Here is a 21,019-nt window from a genome sequence, read left to right on the forward strand (position 1 = left end):
GCGTCCAACCTCCTTCGTTCACGTTCACGCCACATTTCGATTTCAGCATGACGCCCACACCGACCCTTACGTTGGCCCCACCGCCGGAAGCAATGGCGGGAAAGTCTGCGGACGGCACGGCGAAACAGTCCTCCGTTGAAGCGAAAAAGCCTGACGCCAACGGTCCTGCATGGGTGAAAAACGTGCACATGACAGGGAAACTGGACTCCAAGGATGGCGCCGGGAAGGGCGCTACATTCGGCGCGTCGACAGCCAACGGTCAAACAAGCATCACTACCAGCATTGCCGTGCGATACGACTTGCCGATAACCATGTTCAATCCAGACTGGGGGTGGACGCCGTCAGTTGCAGCGCAATGGACAAAGGACAACTCCACGAAGAGCAAGGTGGACGGACGTTTGGTCCGCTTTGCGGCAAACGGCACCTTGCCGTCACCGGCCGATAGCCTAGGCCTTCTGGCGGCGTTCAACCTTGACGGCGTCGACGACAACGCGAAGAAGCAGCGCTCGGTGGGCCTTCGGGCGAACACGACGCCGGTCTGGTACAAAGTCCTGCGAAACGGCAGGCCCTACAACGAGGAGCCAGAGATTGCTTACACGATTTATCCGACAATCGGCACGCAACTCGATCGCATCACCTACTCCAAAGCGCCGAACTCGGCCGGGAACGCGGCCGGCTTCAACGGACGGATCGATGCCGATTTCTACCCAAATGTATTTTTTGGCGCCTGCATTTTTTTACGACGTTCGTGCGTGCGCGCGACGTGTACGCAAGCGCGGGGCTGGAGAAGCGCAGTGCGACGTACTACGACTTCGGAGTTGAATGGGTATTGACACATCCGAAGGGCGAAGGAAAGGACGTGACGCCAGCCTTATCGCTTCATCGGATAATTGGAGAAAACTTTCTTGATGGGACGTCACGTTCCGTTAAGACGATGTTGGTGCTCACATTGAAGGTTAACTGACCGGTGCTGTTCTCAGTCATTGCCGCTTGAGATAAACGTCCGAGTAGTTGATTGGCAGTCGCGGAGAACCGGCCACGATGACGAATCCGAACTCTCCAGGCAGTTATTGAGTCTTGCTATTTGCCAGACATGGTTAGTCTGATTTCAGAGTGAACCGGACGGTCAAATGACCACTAGCTCGACTCGATTGAATGACAGGTAGTGTTAAGCATTGTCCAACGCCTGCCCGCATGCGTCGTCGTGTACTCACGCGGCGGCAGACATGGGCAGGCGTCGAACAACGCTTAACAGAAGCGGCCGTCATCAACTGCTGCCCCCGGTGGACCGCTCCGGCTTGGCTACCGTCCGACGCGCGATGCGACGTTCGCTACTGTTTCGCAACCGTCTGTTTCCGCCCACACGAAGCGGACGGTGCGACACTGACGTGCTTAGTGAGTTGACCTGTCAGCTCGGGGTCAGCGCGGCTGTGATCGACTTCCGATAAGCGGTATCGATCTAACGAGGAGCGCGACGAATGTATTCTTTCGCCGAGATTCTTTCTGCACCGTGTAGGCTTTGAAGATGCAGGATAACCTCTTCAACGGTCGGCATCGTTCCCCTGCGCGCTCCCCTGAAGCCACACTCGAGGCTTGTCCATACTGCACCGGCAAAACCTTGAGAGTCCGCCCATTGGGCGACAGTCTCAGCCCCGGCTCCGCCTTTGAGGCCGGTTGCTCGATCCCAGAAGCCGATATGGACGTCAATCCACTCCGGCGTCGCACGTTCGAATTCACGAATGCCGAGCTGGCGTCTTGCCGTGATGAGATCAGGTACGGCCAACATCGTCCATAGCGTTCGAACGGGAGTGCCATGCTCGCAGATCACGAGCGTGATCCTGCCATCAGCCGATTCCCTCGCGAACTCCAAGGGGAGTATCGGACCATCGATTCGCCAGCCGCCAATAAGCGGCAGCGTTCTGGAATCCCAGATCAACGAGCCCCAACCGATGCATGCGAAAGCTTGCGATCGAGCAATCATGGTGTCTTTGTGCCATGGCACCTGACGCGCCCCCTCCTGGTTTATGATCTATCCGAGATCATCCGAAAGCGCACTTAGATCGTCGCTTCCTACGGTACTGGATCCGAAATCATGGGAGGCCATTTGAATGAGGTTTACCGAAGACGAACCTGATGATCGGAAATCGACAATCAGCGAGGAATTCTGGTATGCGCGCGCGGTATCGTTGTAAGCGTTGCTCGAGTACCGTCTAGACCGATGGCGCCAAAGTGTACACAGTTGGCCCCACCAAACGCGTGGTGGAGACTACTTTGTCACCTGAGCGGAACCCCGCGAGGTTCCGTTGCTGTTGGCATCAGCTCATCATGATTTGGTATTAACAGGCATCAACAAGCCGACATCTACCACTTCCGACGGGCACACGGCGTCCCGCGCTGGAGGCACCCGTTGTAGTAGTCCGAGATTGCTTTCCCTCTCCCCGGATCGGTGACGTTGTCCTCATAGACGTCTTGGACCATAGAAGCTGCATAAGCTTGTGCCAAAACCGGCAATCCGCCCACAAGCGTCATTTGCTGCTCCTCCGTAAGCCCTTTGTTTCGGCAGCGAATGATCCGTTCGGCGGAGTTGAACTTTGCATTTGTCAGGTCGGGGCACATGGCTACGATCCTCCGTGCGGCGTCGAGTTGCTGCTGTGCTTCCTGCTGACCGCGCTGCTGAGACGCCCGGTATTTCGCAATGTCTTTTGCGTCCTGATCCGCGACCATTTGCTGCGCCTGCTGTCGTCCGGCAACCGTCCTCCGCTCCATCTGCGCACGAAAGGTCGCGTTACCGTCCTGTTCTTGCTGTTGCGATTGCTGCTGTATCGCAGCTTGCTGTGCTTGCGATTGGGCTACAAGCCGCTGATCGTCCTGCATTGTTTCCTGCCCGGACTGCTGAACCTGAGGTTGACCCTGGGCAGGTTGAGTGACCACATTCTGAACCGAGTGGATCACACCGAGAAGCTGATTGAACTGGGCATGAGCGACAGCGGGAGCCACGGCCATCAGAACGACGGCTGAAATTCTCGAAAAATTCATAGTCTTTAGTTTCCTGATTTTATTCGTATGAGTCGAAGTCTGGCCTCGACAGGTGTGTGCGTACTGGCGATTCCCTTGCCGCGTCGCAACCATTTTTCAACGGGACTTCGATGTAGATCAGTCGAACTTAGTCCAGACTGAAATCCCGATACGTGATGCAAAATCCGTAGATGAAAACGCATCATATCGTAAAGATTGGGGCATGTCCGCACCGCTCCGAGGCCCCGATCCGAAAGCCAAACTCGTCACGCTCCGGGACGTGCTGGCATACAACGTCCGCGCTAGTCGGGTCGAAAAGTCGCTGTCGCAGGAAGAGCTTGGGTTTGCATCTGGGCTGGACCGTACTTTCGTCAGCCAGGTAGAGCGAGCACGCGTGAACGTCTCAGTCGACAACATAGAGCGTCTTGCGATTGCTCTCGATGTCGAGCCCGCCCGACTGTTCGAACGACCCTGAACTTGTACTGAAGTAGTCTTCGACTGCCTACCATCGGGGTAGCTACGGCGGCTTTCCGGACTCGGCCACAGCGACGGCGACGGCCCCGTTGAGTACCACAGAAGACATCTCCCCGCTGACCGTCTTGTACCTTGCGTACCGTGGCAACTGGCCGGATTGCTTGCCCGTGTAGTGAAGCCGCGCATTGCACGTCGCCATCGCTTCCGGTGGCCCTGCGGCTGGGTCGAGAATCAGCAGCGTATGGGCTTTGAACTGCCGCGATGCCTGAAACCCCTCGACGCCGATCACCACCACCGCGTGACTCTGCGTGTCACCGACCGCACGCACGCTGCCGATGACAAGTCGCCCGCGCGTAAGCTCCCGTTCGACAAAGCCGATGGCTTCCCGGTGTGAACCGCGTTCGAACAGCTTCGTGTGCAAGCCGCAATCGAGTTCAGAGATAAACGACGCGAGTTCGGAAAACGTCATGCCCTTCTGGAAGATTTCCGCGGTCTTGCGCCAGAGTGCCACTTCAAGCCGGCGCCGTCGCGTGGCGATCTGCGACGGATCAGAGACAAGGCCGCAGATATTCAGCAGCATGGCGAGACAGTGAATCGCACACGCCGAGTCCCAGCGGGACTGCTGGCTGTGGACCGCGTTCTTCGTTCGGGCTGCGCCGAGAATCAAACCCGGACGGATGAGCGAGTGAAGTCGCTGGACGACAAAGCTCATGACCTAATACTCGGCCGGAAGTATGGCCGCAGTGCTTGACCGGTCGGCCTCAGTGATGATCCAGATTTTTTCCTTGCTCTCCCCAAGTTCGTACGCACTCAGAAGTCGCCCGCCCAATATCACGGCGTGTTCATTGGCGGTGCGATCCTCTGCTTCCATCACGCCCCAGTCGCCGCACTGATGTCGCAAGAAGAGTTGGAAGGGATGAGTTCCGGTGCTGTGCATCAGCTCGCGTGCGCTGGGCGTCATCACGATGCGGCCTAGCGGAAAAAGAAATCTACGATTGCTTTTTATCATGATCAGGCATCCTAAATAATTAAGGCGAGCGTCATCCCCGGCTGAATTCCGGTAGCAAAGGCTCAAGGTGGGTGAAAAAGCTGAAACGGGAGGCTACAACAGCGCGTCTCGGCTCAACGGGGACATTGATGAGAGCGGTTGCCGAGCGTGAAAATGTCGGAAGTCGAGGCTGGCGAACAAATCACTTGAGCGAATCAGGCAAACGCCTCAAAACCGGGATTTTTCTTCATAAATGATCAAAAGTCACCCAAAATCGGTCGCTCCACGATTGAAATGTAACACAAATGGCCAGATCAATAAAAGGGATCGATCAATGCAACCCGGCCCGTTATTTTTCCCGGCCCGAGTGTCGTAAGGATCTGCACGGAACTTTCGAACTCTAAAAACGCCCTTCAACCCGACCACAAGCCCTCCAGCGGCCCATCCATCTCACGCCAAGGGGTCTGCGTGGGTTCGAAGCGTCAGCCGCTCCATGCCCTCGCTTGCGATAATGAAAATTTTGTAATTATTATTGCGGCGCAACACTGCTTTCGGGGCACCCTTTCCGAAGGAAAAATAAGCAAATTTGCTCATTTTTTGTGCAAATTAAGCCATTTCAGGGAATTTCAGGTGTTTGGCAATCCGAAACTCTCCGCTGGAGCCTGTTGCGCCACTTCGGTGTGCACGCTCTGCGATCCGTAATCGGTCTTCCAAACTTTTCCAGCAGCTCACCACTGCGACAACCAACATTTCGAATTCTGCGGTGGTCACGTCTAAGAAGTCTGGGTATTGCGTTGCAGTCGGCTTCAGTCATCGATTGCATCCGCAAAGTTGGGTTGCGGACGCAATCGCGAGCCTTGTCAGCATAGAAGCTCGGTGTGCGAAATCGCGCGTCTACTTTCGATTAATTTTACTAACCCAGGAAAATGCGGGCGCGAGCCTATCGTCGGCACAACGCCTTAAGACCGGCCAGATCATCGGTCGCCGCCTGCGCTTCATACAGCGTCTCGCAGAATCCTTGCACCGCGTCCGAATCGAGAGAATAAAGTAATGCGGCCGCAGCCCTTGCTTTGTGGAACCACGTTAGAGCTTCGCCGCCACCATCCAGACCGTCGTACTGCTCAACAATGACGAAATATTTTTCGTCCAGATCGTCTACATCGCGAGAGAGGCGCTCTCGATCATGCTGCGTAGTCGTATGCGCATCGTCTAGCAGGCACTTTACTCGATCCTCGCCTAAGAAGGCCATCGTGCCAGTTTCACCACAAGCCCATCCTGCGACCAAGCGAGCTAAAGCCTTTCGCTTGCTCGCGGATAATCCTTCTCCTAACGCGACCAAATCTGGCGCTACGGCAGTCAACCGAGTATTCGTGCTCATTTTGTAACCTTCAATGGAGTTGCAGGCACCGCATTCGCGCCGCCGATCGCTGAAGCACACGACGGGCAGATAGGTCTTCCAGCGCCGATCGTTTGAACTGTATAGCCGTTCTGAGCCGCCCAGTTTACGATGTCCGCCTCCGCATGTCCCGTGCCCGGTATCACAACCTCGCCAGGATTTAGCGTCACGCCCGGCCGTAGATAGCCATTCGGCTCACTCGTAGAAACAACTGTTATCTGATTGCCATTGGCGTCCCGCACTACTCCAACCCCCATCGTCACTCTACCCTGTGAGCCAGCAGGCAGTTCCGATTGCAGTTGTGCTGCACGATCCGCTGCATAGGCCTGCGCTTGGGACGCTGACATTGCGCCGTTCGCGGCCGGAGAGGTCGCAAATCCAGTCTCGGTCTCGACCCAGTTCTCTGCAGAGTTCCATGCATTGGTCGCCGAATTGCGGAGACTAGCGAGTTCATCGGCGATGGCACTGCTCGCCTCGCTGGCAATGTCAGTCAGCGCAGTGTTGTCACTGCTGTTGCCGCCCGTGCCGATCCCGTTTCCTCCCCCGCCTTCGAGAGGAATCAAGTCCTTGCCGTGGGCCTGATCGTTGGGATTGGTGGCGTTACTCCATGACTCGTTGGATGCCGCGCTTGCCCCTCCAATGGAGTTCTGACCTAGTGCGCCGGCAACAGCACCGCCCAGCAAAGTCGAAGCCGCAACAATCAGTGCCCGCTGATCGTTCGTCAAGTTCGTCAGGCCACCTGCCTGGCTCACAAGCCACGGTGCCGCAAGCGCACTCGTTGCCCCCCCAATTGCCCCGCCTGCGCAGCCCATTCCCTCCGCTGCTGCGAGCGCGCATCCAAGACCGGCATGTGCAAGCACGTAGCCCGCGCTCCCTTTTGCCAGCCACGACTGGGTATCTCCCGACTTCGCCCCGATCGCACCAGCTCCGACTGCACCGGCATCGCTGATTACGCTGTATTCAAACGCGCTACCAAAGCTGCCTCCGTACACGGCAGTGTCAATCCCGGCAGTCACAACCCCGCGTTCGACTATGAGTTGAAGTCCCTCCGCGACCTGGCTTGCAGTGACCGTGCCTTGCCCAATGGCTGTGCTAATCGTTTGAAGATTATTGTCTGGATCAATTCCATTCAATGCGCCCGCCGTCAGGCCGGCAACAGCGGCAGCCTCCGCGATCTGTGTAATATCGAGACCATTCCCGGAAAACGCCTGCGACGCGAACGCGCCGACCGCCCCTGCCAGCGCTCCTGAAAGGATCGGCCCCAACGCGGCAAGGCTTGCGCCGCCCGTTATAACAGATGCGGCAATTGCGATCGCTGCAATGACAACGGTTGGCACCCCGCCGCCCTGGGCAACAAAATCCGTGTGAAGGTCGTCATGAACGGCGGTCTGAGTGAAGTTGCCGCCGAGCTGCTGCTGCAGATTCGCCAGCAGTTGCTGGGTGCCGCTCTGGTCAATCGTGCCACCGGCGTTGAGTTTCTGAAGCGCACCGCCGATCTGGCTGAGCGTCTGCACGTTCAGGTCCATGTTGGCGGCGCTCATGAAACCGCCCGGCTGGACCTCGGTACCGGTCGTCTTCGAGTAACCGGCGTCCTGGACGTAGCTCCAGATCTCTCCGACATTGACCTGATTCGCCTGATTGGTCAGCGTGCCGGTATTGACCGTCAATGTGCCGGAAGCGGTAATGCTTCCGGTGTTCAGAATGCTGCCGCCGCTGTCCTTGCCGAAATTAAGCGTGACGTCCGCGCCGGTAATGTTGCCACCCGCCGACATCGCTCCGGTGTTCTGCGGCAGATACACCTGCGGCATCAGCGCGGTAATGGTCGGGCATGTGGCCGAGCCCGTCGCCGAACACGTCGGGTCCGGCACAGTCTGCTCGACATACCAGAGCATTGGCTTGTCGAGTGCGTTGACCTGCGTCTGCGTCAGCGCATCGCCGAGTTGCAGGTTGTTTGCCGTCGCATAGTCCAGCGTGTTCTGATACAGGTACTGCTTCTCCTGTTCCGTCACCGACTTACCGGTCTTGCTGTCGTACGTCAACCCGTCGACAAAACTCGCTTTGCCCGTCTGCTGCAATGCCGCCTGCTGCAGCATCACGTCTTCTTCCTGCGGGTTGTAGTAGAACAGCGTCGAGTCCGGTTGAAGGCTGGCCGGCAAGGCATTCAGCAGATCCTGCGGGCCCAGACTGCCCAGCGCGGACCCACCCAGTGAATTATCGACAAAGGATGCCTTACCAGCGACCGGCGCAGGAAGCTTCGCGCCCACCGCACGTGGCACTGAGAGGTTGAGTCCCGGCAGACTGACCGCGCTAAGGGAAATCACCTGTGACGGCCCATTGACGCGCGGCGTGTAGGTGTTCGCCGTGGTAATGCCGTTGATAAGCTTCTGGCCCGTCAGCGTCACGGACGTGCCAATCACATTGCCGACGTTCTGGATCTGCCCGTTCGATGTGATCGACAGATTGGGCGCCTGGATCGTCGCGGCAATATTACCCACCGGCTGAGGTGGATCGATCGTGCCGCCGACGCTTGTATAGGCGCTGCCGTAAAGCGCCGTACATTCAGCCGCCGTCCCGCAGGCCCAGACATCGTGGCGCTGGTCGCTGCTGAAGACACCTGTCTCCTGCACCCAGTGCGAGTGCCAGTACGCGTTCAGCGTCTGCGCTTCGTTGACGACAGGCCCGGCGACCGCGATCGTCGCCGAATTGCCCGCTGCAATCAGGCTGCCGATGTTTGTCAGGCTGCCCGCGTTGATCTGGAGGTTGTTACCCGCGCTGATGACCGACGAACTGCCGGATTGCTGGTCAACATAGCCTTCGCAATAGCTTTCCTTGTAACCTCCAGCCGTCATGCAGCCGGAGTATTGCTCGTTCATCCCGTAGTTCTGGTGCACCGGCACGGGTGGCGGCAGGTTGTTGGTGATCGCGCCCGAAACGTTGAGCGTAATATCGTTGCCCGCGACGATATTGCCCGATGTGTTGTTCAGGCTTCCAGCGGGCGTCGTTGAGCTGGCAGTCGTACCGACACCGCCGATCACAATGTTGTGCCCGGCGAGCAGGTTACCAAACGTATTGTTGATCTGGCCTGCGGCGATGACGAGGTCGTTCCCCGCGTAGATCGTCGCATCATTCTGGCTATAGCCGAATGTCGTCGTGGTCGGATTTCCACCGCGCGTGTTACCTCCCGTGCCACACGCTGAACTGGGAACACCTGCCGCGCAACCCGTCTGGGTCGAGTAGTTTTGCTGATTACCGCCCTGATTGCTGAGACTCGCCGCACCTATGACAACGTTATTGCCTGCGTAGAGCAGGCCCTCGTTGACGAGATTCCCACCGTTGACTGCCAGGTTATAGCCAGCGGCGATCATGCCCGTAGGCGTGGACGAGACGAGTGTGCCCGAAGACGTCGGCGCTGCCGACCCCGTAACAATCTGGAATGTGTTTGGCGGCAGGTCACTGCCGATACCACAGCCCTGTGAGTCGCACCCATCACTACTATATTGACTGGCAACTGATATTCCGACCACGCCCAGTGCCGCAATCTGTGCGAGAAATGTGGAATATTGCCCCTCGTCGACAACCTCGATGGATTGATAAGCGAGTGTAGGTGCCACAGCACCATTCGCCAGCGACTGGACATTTAGCGAAACATTGCCTTGCGCGGCAATCTGCCCACCACGATTCGACAACGAGCCTGCTGACAGCGTGATCGAATTGCCACCAGAAATAACACCTGACGTTCCTGCCTGCTGCGTCTGGGCGGTCTGGTAGACCGTCGGTAGCGTGAACGTGCGAGAGGCCTGTGCGGTTGGGTCGGGAGCCGCTCCCACGGACCAGACACCCTGATACTCATTGAACGTAACGGTGCCCGAAGCGCCGTATGGCTGGGACGCGACAATGCCACAATTCGCCTGGCAGAAACCGATTCCTCGCCCTATCGAAGCGCCGGTCGTCGATCCCGTCGGTGAAAGAAGGTCGCCCAGAGTGGCATCCACGGTCAAGCCCGCGATGCCTTCGTAACCATTTTGTCCGCCGTACTTATACTCGTATGAGTAACTTTCAGTCCCGACTGCGCCAGTCCAGAGCAACGATGGGTCGCTAATTGTTGACGTTGTCGTAACGGGCGCACCCGGCGCGGTTTGGTCATTGACGACCGCGCCGGCATTAATGTTGACGTTGTTTCCGGCGAAGATCGATCCACCAGTGTTGAGCAGCGTCCCGCCGATATTGAAGTTTGCGTCGCCTTTCGACTGTGTCGTCGCACCCTGATTGTCGTAGTCCCCTCCGGTCACCGACAGCAGGCTACCGGCCTCCACCATGCCCCGGTTCGTCGTATCCCCATAAAGCGCGAGCGTACTGTCCGCATGCATCACCGCGCCCGCTACGTTATTCAACGTGCCTTGGAACGTCACGTCGTTACCCGTGACCTGCCCGACATTCGTGAACGTGCCGTTCGTGACCAGCGTCAGCGGTGCCGTCCCCGTCATCGTCCCGTAGTTGCTGATCCCGTTCAGGCCCGTCAACGTCACACCCTGGCCCCCGTATTTCCACATGCCGGTGTTGCTGATCGACCCCGCCGTAATCGATAGCTGCCCACCCTGGCTGATCGTGCCCTGTGACGGATCGAACGCCATGCTGACTGCGCTCACGCCCAGATCCCGCTGAGCCAGTAGCTGCCCACTGGTGTTATTGAACGAACCGTCGCCGCCGCTGATCGTCAGCGATACATCACCGGTTGTCGGCCCATTCGGCGTTTTAGGATTCCCGGCAAAGATGATCCCGTTCTGGTTGTTCAGCGAGCGCGTATTGATCACGAGGCCATTCACCGCCATCAACGATCCGCCCGAGTTGTTCAGTGCGCCCCCGACCGTGACATTCGTCGCCGAGCCATTTACCAACCCGGCGTTGGTGAAGTTTGTCGCGTTGACCGTCGTGGTCGTCGTCGATGCCAGCGATGCATTCGCCGCGTTGGTCACGTTCAGCGCGGACACATGGAGCGTGCCACCCGAGAGCACCTGGCTCGCGTTATAAAACCCATTCCCGGAAGTCAAAGTCGCGGCGCCCACAGCATCCACCGCCGAGCCCACCAGCGACAACTGACTGGTAGCGGAGGCCGTCAACGCCCCACCAACAATCGCCGTTCCCAGCGTCACGTTCGTGCCGCTGAACTGCATGTTCCCCGTCGACACCATCGATGCCTGGCTCGCGTCGAGCCTCCCCTGCGCCGTCACCGTGACATTTTTCGAACCGCCCTGCGAGCCGCTTAAAGTGACATTGCCACCGCTTAGCGTGAACTGCCCCGCCACCGTGCTCGTACCGCTCAACGTGAGCATCTGTCCGGCGTTCATCGTCGTATCGCCGTTCGACGACACGCCGGCCACGGTCACGTTGCCCGAGATCCCCGTGACATTCACGGTGCCCATCGACGACACCGCGCCCGTCACCGTCGCATCCCGCGCGGCCTGAATCGCCACGTTGCCACCGGACTGCAAGTCACCGCCAAAAGTCACACTGCCACTCGTAGACGTGGCCGTGACATTACCCACCGCCGTCGTCGCGCCGAGCGACATATCGCCGACCGAAGTCGCCGTAAACAGTCCCGCACCCTGAATCCCGCCGAGCGTGATGCCTGCGCCCGCGCCGATCGTGATGTCCTTGCCGAACGTCAGCGCGCCTCCACCGTTCACCGAACCGCCCGCGTTAATCGTCGCGAGACCGAGGCCGAGGAACGAGCCGGTCAACGTCGTGGTACCGCCCGAGGTCAGTGTCGTGTCGCCGTTGACGAGTTCGCCGTTCAGCGCCAGCGTGCCGCCCGACGTGGCCTTCAAATTTCCTTGACTAGTCACCGCGCCGCCGACGCTCAGGTTGCCGCCCGTCGCAGTCAGCGTCACATCGGAATTCGCACCGACCGTACCGCTTGCAGTCAGGTTGCGGCCCGCCGTCACAGTGAGCTTGTCGGTCGCCGAAGCGTTACCGACGATCGTCGCATCGCGCGCAGCCGTCACGCTGACCGCCGAGCCGGATGCGAGCGTGCCACCCACGTTCACGTCGCCTGCGCCATTGTGTCCTTGCGCCTGCAACGCAATCGCGCCGCCGGCTTGCGCAGAACCCATCGAGAGATCATTGGCCGCCGTCGCATTCAATGCGCCGTTCGTTAAGACACCGCCGGTCACGCCGATGCTGCCGCCCGCGTTCAATGTCGCCTGCTGGCCAAAAGCTACAGAGCCTGCACTAATCGAACCGCCCGCGGTCAAGGTGCCCACGTTCTGCGCGCCGATGCCGCCCGTCAGCGTCATGTCGCCGCCCGACGTGAGTTGCGCATTGCCGCCCACCGTCGTCGCACCGGAGAACGTCAGCGCCTGGCCCGCGTTCGCATTCAGATTGCCTTGCGTCGTGACATTCGCTGCACTCGCGTTGCCGCTAGTCGCAGTAAGCGCCAGGTCACCCGCCGAGTTAACGTCGGCGAGCGTGACATTGCGCGCGGCATCGATCGTCGTCGTACCGCCTGTGTTGATCGCACCGCCCACGCCGACATCGCGTGCCGCCTTCAGTACCAGCGTACCGAGTGCCGTGGCTGTGCCGCCGAGTGTCACGTCACCGCCGCCCGCGTTACCGTTCGCGGTCACGGCAAGATTGCCGGTCACCGACTGCACGCTGCCCAAGCCCGCGTTGTTGCCACCCGTCACCGTGACGCTCGCGCCTTGCAGCGCGCCGGTCAATGCGAGGTCGTGCGAAGCATTCAGCGTCGCCGCCTGAGCAAACGCCGCCGTGCCCGCGCCGTTGATATCGTGCGATGCCGTCAACATGCCGTCGAGTTGGCCGGCAAGCGCACCGGTCAGCATGATGTCGCGGCCCGCCTGCACGGCCACATCTTTGGCCGCGTTGATCGTGCCACCGAGTTGCGTATCGAGCGCGGACGTGAGGTTCAATGCGCCAGACGTGGTGGTGATGCCGGTCAGCGCAATGCTGCCGGTTGCCGCCGTAGCAGTGAGATCGCCCGCAGTGGTTTGCGTCGTACCGCTCACCGACACGTTGCGTTGCGCTGCAAGCGTTAACGAATCGCCGGTGGTCAACGAACCGCTGACCAGCACGTCGCGCGCGCCGCTTAACGTGACCAGACCGGGTGCAGTCGCCGTGCCCGTGATCGCCGCATCGCCACCACCTGCGTTGCCGTTTGCGGTGAGCGTCAAGGTTGTCGCCGAATTGACGTCGTGCAGCGTGGCGCTGTTGCCACCCAGCGCATTGATAACATTCGCCTGCACGCCACCGGTCAGCGCGATATCACGCTGCGCTGTGTAGTTCGCCGCTTGCGTAAACGCTTGCGTACCGGCACCGCCGATATCGCGGCCCGCCGTCACAAAGCCGTTCGCCTGGCCGATCAGCAAACCGTTCAACAGCGCATCGCGGCCCGCATTCAACGCTGCGTCGCCAACCGCACTCGTGCTCGCGCCGAGCGACAGATCGAGACCCGTCGTGATGTTCAGTTTGCCGCCACTGTTGATGCCGCCCGTCGCATTCAAACTGCCTTGCTGAGCATCGAGCACCGCATCGGCGACCGACTCGACCGCGCCTGCGCCTGCGACGTTAATATCGTGTTGTGCATTGATACCGACGATCGTGCCGCTGGCGATCTTGCCCGTCGACGCCACAGTCACATCGTTCTGCGCCGTCGCCGTCACGGCACCCGCCGCGGCAACGGTACCATTGACCGTGAGATTGCCCGGGCCATTAGCCGTATTCGTGCCGTTCGCGTTCAACGCGACGGTGCTGGCCGATTCGACGTTGTTGACGCCGATGTTGCCCGCCGCCGTCACCTGAACCGACTGGCCCTGGATCAGCCCGCCCTGCCCCACATCGCGGCCCGCGTTCAGCGTGGCCGCCTGCGTGAAGGTCATCGTGCCTGCGCCACCGATGTCACGGCCCGCCGTCACGATGCCTTGTCCCTGTCCCGCAAGCATGCCGGTCACGTTGACGTCGCGCGCCGCGTCTAGCATCGTGTCAAGCGCAGCGGTCGTCGTGCCGCCCAGATTGACGTCGGAACCGGCCTGCACGTTGAACGCGCCGTTGCTTGCAATCGTGCCCGTCGAACCGACGCTGCCGTTCTGCGCGGTCAGCGTGGTGTCGTTCGCTGATTGGATCGACCCGCTGATGCCGATGTTCTGGCCGGCGTTCAGCGTGACCGCCGCACCGCCCGTCACCGCACCGGTGATGTTCAGATCCTGAGTCGCCGCAAGCGCGAGGCTTGACGCCGCCTGCACGTCGTGTAGCGTTGCGGAGCCCCCCGCATTCGTCTGCACGGTGCCGCCGCGCAGCGAACCGGTCAGGTTCGTATCGCCACCGGAACTCACGGTCGCCGCGAGGCCGAATGCGCTCGTCGCCGCACCTGCAATCGCACCGCCGGCTGTCAACGTGCCGTTACCTTGTGCAACCACCGAACCGTTCATCGTCAGGTTCTGACCGGCGTTGACAATCAGATCGCCGAGCGCGGAGGTGCCTTGCGTACCCAGGTCGACAGATTGCGCCGTATTGATCAGCAGGTTGTCGCCAGACTGAATGTTGCCGGTGCTCGTCAGCGAGCCCGCCGCATTCGTCAGCGTGACGTTGCCATTCGACGCGACCCTGCCGGCGATCGACGTGTTACCGCCGCTCGTCACGCTCAATGCGTTCGCACTCTGCAACGCGCCATTGATCGACGTGTCACCGCTCGAAGTCAGCGACGCCGTCGACAACGATGCAACCAGACCATTGACCGCCAGCGTGCCGCCGTTCGCCGCGATTTGCAGCGCCGAGTTCGCCTGCACGTTGTTCAACGCGACCGAATGATCTGCAGTCAGCGAGACGCCGGCGCCTTGCAACGCACCGCTCACCGACAAATCGTTCGCCGCGGTGACGTTCACATCCTTGACGAAGCCGCTGCTGCCGCCCGCGATTACGTCGTGGCCCGCGCGGAGCGTCGCCGCCCCCCGCCCCGCCAGCGTGCCACCGATGGTCAGGTCATGCCCCGCCGTCAGCGTCGTATCACCGGTGACGCTCGTCGCGCCTGTCAACGCGACATCCTGCGCGCCATTGACGATGAGGTTCGCCGCGCCGTTCAACGTGCCGCTCGAATTCACGCTGCCATTCACTGCCGCGACCGACAGATCGCCAACCGCCTGCACGGTACCCGCTGCGGCCACTGCAACGTTGTGCTGCGCCGTCAGCGTGACCTGCGAGCCACCCGCCAGCGTGCCGTTGACGACCACATCGCGTGCCGCCTGCACATTCGCCGCGCCAACCGAAGCAGCGTTGCCGTTGAACGTCACGTCACCACCGCCGGCCGGATTCCTGGTGATCCCGTTCGCCGCAACGTTGAACGCGCCGCCCGCCTGCACATCAGCGAGACTCGCGTTGTTGCCCGCCGTCACTTGCAGACCATTGGCGAGCAGCTTGCCGGTGAACGCGACGTCCTGTCCTGTCGTCAACGTGCCGTTCTGGCCGAACGCCACCGACCCACTGCCGGTGAGATTGTTCTGTGCATTGAACACGCCATCCTGCTGCACGATGACCACGCCCGGAACGTCGAGGTTGCGCCCCGCGCTCACTTGCGCATCGGTGCCAACGAGCAGCGAACCCGCTACCGAGATATCGCGCGCGACATTGGCAGCGAGCGTCGTGCCGCTTGCAAGCGATCCGCTCACTGAGAAGTCCTGGCCTGCCGTCACCGTCACGGCTTTCTGTGCAGTGGCCTGCCCAACCACACTCGTGTCCTGACCGGACGTCAGCGCGAGATTGTTGCCGCTCTTGACGGTTCCGTTGTTCGTCACGCTGCCTTGCGTCGCGGTCAAGCCGAGATCGCTCGAGGTTTGCAGCGCGCCGTTCACGTTGACGTTGCGCTGCGCTGTCGCTTGCAACGTACTGCCGTTGGTCTGCCCGTTCACGTTGATGTCGCGCGCGGCCTGCAAGCTCGTCGCGCCACTCATCACGGAGGTGCCGTTCAGGTTGATGTCGCCTGTGCCGTCGTTGCCTTGCGCCGTCACTGCGAGCGCGCCGCCGGTTTGCACGTCGCCGAGCGTGACGTTCGCGCCACCCGTGACCGCCGTGTCGCCGTTCGATTGCGCATTCGCCACGTTGACGTTGCCGCCCGCCGTGACGGCGAGCTTGCCGCCGGTCTGAATCGTGCCGGTCGACGTGACGTCGCCGTTCGCATTGATCGTGTAGCCGTTGATGCCGACGTGCGCGCCGGTCATCGACAGATTGCCGCTGGCCTGCAGTGTGGCTTGTTGTTGCGCGGCCGAGCCGTTCACCGTCAGATCGCCGTTTGACGACAGCAGCAGATCGCCGGTGTTCGCCGCCATTTGCGCATCGGTGCGCACGCCCATGCCGGCTGCCGTGCCGATCACCTGGATCTGGCCGGCGGTCATCGCGCCAAACGCAGTGGCGTCGATAGCGAGACCGTTATTGGCGCGGCCATTGGCGCTATTGATCGCGTTGGCGGAGTTATCCGAACCGTTCGCGGACGTCGCATACGTGGTGCCGTTACTGCTCACCGCCGACGGCAGCACGAACTGTCGCCCGGCAATCGCGTTGATCCGCGAGCCGGCATACAAAGGCGCGTTGATGCCGATGGTTTCGCCGATCAGGTCGATCGTGCCGACCGTACCTTCAATACCGGCGCCGGGGCCATTCACCCCCGCGTTGCCCTCAATCTGGATGTGGCCGCCGGTCACACTGTAACCGACCGCCAGCGCATTGTCGAAGTCGGTGACCGTGCCTTTCAGGTCGCTCAGAAACTGCGGCGTGCCGGTCGAGAGTGTGACTCCGATCGTGTTTGTGAAGCCCGTGCCGTTCGTCGTGATGCCGTTCGGATTCGCGATGATGACGGTCGCGGGTGCGCCAAACACTTCGAGCGGGCCATTTAGCAGACTCGCATACGCGGCGCCCGTTGAGGTCACCTGATTGACGATCACGCTTGCCGTGCGGCCCACGAGATTCGGATTCGCCTGCAGGTCACCGCCGGTGAGCGACGTGCCGGCCATCAGGCTGTTATTCAGAATCAGCCCAACCGGATCGATACTGAAGCTCTGATACTTGTTAAGCGAAATCCCCGCCGCATTCGGCGCGGAGATGTTGACGACAGGCACGCCGCCACCCGCGCCGGTGGTCTGTGTAATTTTTGGCTGGTACGAGATCGGCGCGGTCGGATCGACGATCGGTGCGGCCTGCGCCATTTGCATCGCGAAGCGGAGTCGAACCGCACTCAGATCGATGATGCGTTGCCATGCTTCGTCATCCAGACGATGGTTGCCGGCGGCCAGCACCCCGGCGGCGTCGCGGCTTTGCTCGAACGTGATCGAGAGCGGGCCGGCGAACAGTGTCAACGCGACCAGCGCCGACACCGCGCGCTGCCACACGCGATACGCACGTGCAGGCATGGGCGCCGACCAGCGCACGATCGCGGACTGCAAGCCGCGATCGTGCTGCTCGTCATGCGCCTGATGGTTTTGCTCGAGTTGTCGTAAAGCGTTGCGCGTCGAAACTCTCATGGTCTTTCTCGTTCTTCGTCTTTTTTTCGTCAGACGCGATGCAGGCTGGCCGATCTGCATCGCGGATGTGGCAGCGTTTCCCCGTCTGCCACACTCCCCCCGCTCACGGGGTTCCACGCTTCTGTAGCGCAATCAGATTCCTGAAACCGTGCTTTTCTTCGGCGCGCTCGGCAACAGATCTTCTGCACGCACTTTCGGATGACCGGGCTCGAACAACCATGCCTTCGGAAGCTCGGCAGGCGTCTTGCTGTTGCTTTGGGCAAACGGCCCGAGTTGTTCGACTACTTCGGCCGCGTCCCAACCGGCAACCTTTGCCGTCATCACGGCGTCGTCGTTGAACATGCGGATGTCCGCCGAATCGGAAAAGTACCTGACGCCGCTGCCTCCACCGCTATAGATGATGATTGGCACAGCGTGGACCTTCTGCATCAGCTTGCGATCGAAGCCTTTGCTTCCGACGAGATTGCTCGTCGGCGAAATAGCGCCCGACAGAGCGGGCGGAATAACCATGAAATACTTGAAACCGTGCTGCTGCGTCAGTTCCGCGCAACGGTACATAAAGTACTTGTGCACCGTGTCGCGAGACGTGTACCCATTGCCGCTGAATTCGACGTGCAGCGTCTGGTCGTCGATCTGTCTGTCCTTGTAGCCCCCAGCCACGCCGAATGGCTTGTAATACGTGGCACAACCCACGAGCGTCGCCGTCGCGGCCACTGCAGAACAGACAAGAAGCGTCCGTTTGATGTTGCAGTTCATTTCCCCGATTTCCTTCTGATTTTTCTGACAGATCACTCTTCTAAGAGTCGTAGCGGCAACGCACGACTAGGTTTCCGGCCGCTTTTACTGCTGCTGGATCCGCGCGTTTTTCATCAGATCGACCACCACCTGTGCCGTGGCTTTTTCCACTGCGACCTGCTCAAGCTGCTTGCGCAAGGTGTCCTTGATCTGGTCGTACTGCGGAATTTGCGTCGGACGCTTTTCGTCGACGCGCAGAATCCAGTAAGCGTCGCCAAGCTGCACCGGCGTGCTCGACACGCCGCCTTGAGGCACCTTGACCAGCGCTTCGGCGAGCGGCTGCGGCCAGTTCTGCGTATTGCCGGCCTGGATGGGGGTCTTGAACGACACCCAGTTCAGGGCGCCCCCTTGCGCTGCGCCCGGGCCCTGGCTGTACTGTTTTGCGAGCTGCGCGAAGTCGGTGCCCTTCTTCAGTTGCGTGAGGACTGTCTGCGCAGTGTCAGCGTCTTTGACGGCGATCACGCTCGGCTTGTATTCGCTTTCGCCCAACGTGCCGACGACCGCGTCGTATTTGGCCTTCACATCTGCGTCGGTGACGGGTGCGGGCTTGACCTGATCGCGCAAGTACGCAGCAGTCATCGCTGCGGTCTTCGCCTGCTCGACGGCAGCCACCACTTGCGGACGCGATTCGTAGTGCTGCTTCTCTGCTGCCTGCCGGAAAAGCTCGCGCGCAATTAGCTGATTCTTGACGGACGTCCGCAGCGCAGGCGTATCCGGTACGCTCAGCGTCCGCACGGCCTGGTCGAGCTGGTCTTGCGTAATGACCACGTTGTTCACGCGCGCCACGCCGTTGGCGGGCAACGGACCGCCTACCGCCTCGACGGCCTTGTCTGCGGAAGATTTTGCCGAGGGCTTGTTGGCCGCGTGCGCGGCGTTCGTGAATCCAGCTGCCAGACCTGCTGTGGCGAGCGTGGCAATCAGCGTGACGTTGCGAATCCTGACGACGATCGGACGATGTTTCATATGAACCTCTTCAGAGTGACCAGTTGAGTGTGGCGAGCAGCACGGTGGCTTTTTTTCCCAGCGCGTCGGGTTGAAGCAAGGCCTGACCGAGCAGCACCTCGCTCGTGAAGGTTTGCGTTTTGTAGCGCCATTGCGCGCGTGCGCCGATGCCGGTACCCATGAGCGTCGGCCAGCCGCCTTGTGCGACCAGATGTGACTTGCCGCCGTCGAGAAAGACGTACGGTTCAAGATGCGCGTTGTGCCAGACCGGCACGTTCTGCCACGCAGCCTCGTTGCGCAGATAGAAGCCGCTGTCGCCGGCAATACCACCTTCGGTAAAGCCGCGCACGGAATCCATGCCGCCGAGGAAGATCTGCTCGTTGCCGAACATCGCAACGTGGCTGTACTGGCCACGCAACGTGCCGCGATAGGTCCATTGCGTGCCCGCCAGCGTGCCGAGTGCGATCTGTAGAGTGGCGGTTGCGTCGAATTTGGTGAACTGGCTGTGTGCATCGACTTCGTCGATGTCGGGGGCGTCGTGACTCGCGGAGAGCCACGGCAAACCCTGCGACACGCCGACATCCCATGTCGCGGCGGCTGCCTGCTCGTGCGCCACGAAACGGCGCAGGCCGTTCAGGCCGACGCGCAATACCGTGAGATCCTGTGTCGCGAGATCGATGCCGTTCAGGCTGCGCTCCGTGCGCATTTTGGTTAGCGTCACGTCGACGCTGGTGCGACCTGCGCGCGAACGGGTCAGCACATCGTTCCAGCCGAGAATCTGGCTGAAGGTGCGGCCCTGGAGCAACGCGACATCACTGATGGTCTGCTGGTACTCGGACAGCGACGTCGTGTAGCTGAAGGTCTGATAGCCGTACGGCGCAGCCGCGGAAAACACCACCGCGTTGCTGTCCTGCGTGCCGACATAGCTGAACGACAGCGACTCCTGCAAACCGATCAGGTTGTCCGCTTCGACACCGGCGCGATAGCGCAGCGTGCCGGTTTGCGAGCTGCCGTAGTTGTCGATGCCGAGGTCGTAGAAAACGCGGTCGCCATAGTGGTTTGTAATGGCCACAATCGAATCGCCCGGCGTCTCACCCGGCATGATCTGGATCTCGGCCTGATTGCGGCGCAGCCGGTTGATCTGGTCGACGCCCTGTTCCAGATCAGGCAAACGCAGCACGTCGCCTGTGCTGTCGCCGAAGGCCCACGCGCTGCCCGCGTCGGTCAGCAGGCCGCCGCCGTGCGTCGTGTACCACGACGCGTTCGGATCCCGCGGACGCAGCGGTTTGCCGTTCAGCGTGAAGGCCGAAACCTTGCCGTCGACGATGTTGATCTTCAGCGTACCGGAGGCAAGATTCTGCGCACCGAGGTAAGCGCGCGTCGTGATGTAGCCGTGTGCGATGAACGCTTCGGTCACACGACGCAGCAGCAGGTTGATGCGGTTGCGGCCGAGCGGCCTGCCGAGGAACGGCGCGGCGATTTCCCTGAGCGCGCTTGCGCCGAGCACGGTGTCGCCGGTGAAATCGATGTGATCGATCCTGAAGAGCGGTGCAACGTCTGGCAGCGTTTCGACGTCCGCGCCTTCGGGCAGATTGAATTCCGTCGGCTGCTGCACTTCGATCTGCGCGGGCGGTTGCTGGATCTCGTTGCGCCGCTGGCGGTCACGCTGCTCCTGCAGGAGCCGTTGAGCCGGATCCTGCTCGGCGCGTGCGGGCACGCCGAAAGGCGCGCCCCCCAATCCCGCGGCATTCGGCAAACCCGGTGGCGTTTGCGCGAATCCGCGCGCCGCGGCCGCGCCGGTCAGTATCGCCAGGGTATAGCGAGCGAGCCCTGGCGTGTGTCGGCCCATTGCCCGCTTCACGGCCCTCGGCCCGGCCCGCTTGACGACTC

At 60.8% G+C, this 21,019-nt stretch carries 11 protein-coding genes; 3 read left to right on the top strand and 8 right to left on the bottom strand.

Annotated elements, in window-relative coordinates:
- The first annotated feature begins 47 nt into the window (after nucleotides 1–47).
- Nucleotides 48–833 carry a hypothetical protein gene (locus tag B0G74_RS10960; protein ID WP_132374813.1) on the top strand — a complete coding sequence of 262 codons (786 nt, stop codon included), beginning with the start codon at nucleotides 48–50 and terminating at the stop codon, nucleotides 831–833.
- Nucleotides 834–1,459: 626 nt separating this feature from the next.
- Here the strand turns inward: B0G74_RS10960 and B0G74_RS10965 are convergent.
- Nucleotides 1,460–1,981 carry a hypothetical protein gene (locus tag B0G74_RS10965; protein ID WP_132374814.1) on the bottom strand — a complete coding sequence of 174 codons (522 nt, stop codon included), beginning with the start codon at nucleotides 1,979–1,981 and terminating at the stop codon, nucleotides 1,460–1,462.
- A gap of 548 nt (nucleotides 1,982–2,529) precedes the next feature.
- Between B0G74_RS10965 and B0G74_RS45725 the strand changes: the two genes are divergently transcribed.
- A complete protein-coding gene (locus tag B0G74_RS45725; RefSeq protein WP_165923842.1) occupies nucleotides 2,530–3,018 on the top strand; it encodes a hypothetical protein in 489 nt (162 codons plus the stop codon).
- Between the two features lie 220 nt (nucleotides 3,019–3,238).
- A complete protein-coding gene (locus B0G74_RS10975; protein ID WP_132374816.1) occupies nucleotides 3,239–3,490 on the top strand; it encodes a helix-turn-helix transcriptional regulator in 252 nt (83 codons plus the stop codon).
- Nucleotides 3,491–3,532: 42 nt separating this feature from the next.
- On the opposite strand, the gene B0G74_RS10980 is transcribed toward B0G74_RS10975, so the two are convergent.
- The 7 genes from B0G74_RS10980 to B0G74_RS11010 form a co-directional block, all read right to left on the bottom strand.
- The gene (locus B0G74_RS10980) at nucleotides 3,533–4,201 is read right to left on the bottom strand and encodes a hypothetical protein (protein WP_132374817.1); all 669 of its coding nucleotides are present in this window, start codon (nucleotides 4,199–4,201) and stop codon (nucleotides 3,533–3,535) included.
- Between the two features lie 3 nt (nucleotides 4,202–4,204).
- Nucleotides 4,205–4,498 (bottom strand): hypothetical protein, encoded by a 294-nt coding sequence (locus B0G74_RS10985; RefSeq protein WP_132374818.1) that lies wholly within the window; start codon nucleotides 4,496–4,498, stop codon nucleotides 4,205–4,207.
- A gap of 919 nt (nucleotides 4,499–5,417) precedes the next feature.
- Nucleotides 5,418–5,855 carry a replication initiation protein gene (locus tag B0G74_RS10990; RefSeq protein ID WP_132374819.1) on the bottom strand — a complete coding sequence of 146 codons (438 nt, stop codon included), beginning with the start codon at nucleotides 5,853–5,855 and terminating at the stop codon, nucleotides 5,418–5,420.
- Complete coding sequence (locus B0G74_RS10995; RefSeq protein ID WP_243658159.1) at nucleotides 5,852–17,392, bottom strand: filamentous hemagglutinin N-terminal domain-containing protein; 11,541 nt, start codon at nucleotides 17,390–17,392, stop codon at nucleotides 5,852–5,854. The genes B0G74_RS10990 and B0G74_RS10995 overlap by 4 nt, the downstream gene beginning before the upstream one ends.
- Before the next feature lie 132 nt (nucleotides 17,393–17,524).
- Nucleotides 17,525–18,148: a hypothetical protein gene (locus B0G74_RS11000; RefSeq protein ID WP_132374820.1), complete on the bottom strand. Its 624-nt coding sequence runs from the start codon at nucleotides 18,146–18,148 to the stop codon at nucleotides 17,525–17,527.
- An 84-nt stretch (nucleotides 18,149–18,232) separates the two neighbouring features.
- Nucleotides 18,233–19,150, bottom strand: a complete 918-nt coding sequence (locus B0G74_RS11005; protein WP_132374821.1) for a peptidyl-prolyl cis-trans isomerase — start codon at nucleotides 19,148–19,150, stop codon at nucleotides 18,233–18,235.
- A 10-nt stretch (nucleotides 19,151–19,160) separates the two neighbouring features.
- On the bottom strand, nucleotides 19,161–20,978 hold the full coding sequence (locus B0G74_RS11010; RefSeq protein WP_132374822.1) for a ShlB/FhaC/HecB family hemolysin secretion/activation protein: 1,818 nt from the start codon (nucleotides 20,976–20,978) through the stop codon (nucleotides 19,161–19,163).
- Nucleotides 20,979–21,019: the final 41 nt, after the last annotated feature.

This window comes from Paraburkholderia sp. BL9I2N2 (assembly GCF_004339745.1).
GTDB lineage: Bacteria > Pseudomonadota > Gammaproteobacteria > Burkholderiales > Burkholderiaceae > Paraburkholderia.

Coding starts and splice junctions, on each gene's coding strand:
- B0G74_RS10960 (WP_132374813.1), top strand. CDS start 48: ATGACGCCCACACCGACCCTTACGTTGGCCCCACCGCCGGAAGCAATG.
- B0G74_RS10965 (WP_132374814.1), bottom strand. CDS start 1,981: ATGATTGCTCGATCGCAAGCTTTCGCATGCATCGGTTGGGGCTCGTTG.
- B0G74_RS10975 (WP_132374816.1), top strand. CDS start 3,239: ATGTCCGCACCGCTCCGAGGCCCCGATCCGAAAGCCAAACTCGTCACG.
- B0G74_RS10980 (WP_132374817.1), bottom strand. CDS start 4,201: ATGAGCTTTGTCGTCCAGCGACTTCACTCGCTCATCCGTCCGGGTTTG.
- B0G74_RS10985 (WP_132374818.1), bottom strand. CDS start 4,498: ATGATAAAAAGCAATCGTAGATTTCTTTTTCCGCTAGGCCGCATCGTG.
- B0G74_RS10990 (WP_132374819.1), bottom strand. CDS start 5,855: ATGAGCACGAATACTCGGTTGACTGCCGTAGCGCCAGATTTGGTCGCG.
- B0G74_RS10995 (WP_243658159.1), bottom strand. CDS start 17,392: ATGAGAGTTTCGACGCGCAACGCTTTACGACAACTCGAGCAAAACCAT.
- B0G74_RS11000 (WP_132374820.1), bottom strand. CDS start 18,148: ATGAACTGCAACATCAAACGGACGCTTCTTGTCTGTTCTGCAGTGGCC.
- B0G74_RS11005 (WP_132374821.1), bottom strand. CDS start 19,150: ATGAAACATCGTCCGATCGTCGTCAGGATTCGCAACGTCACGCTGATT.
- B0G74_RS11010 (WP_132374822.1), bottom strand. CDS start 20,978: ATGGGCCGACACACGCCAGGGCTCGCTCGCTATACCCTGGCGATACTG.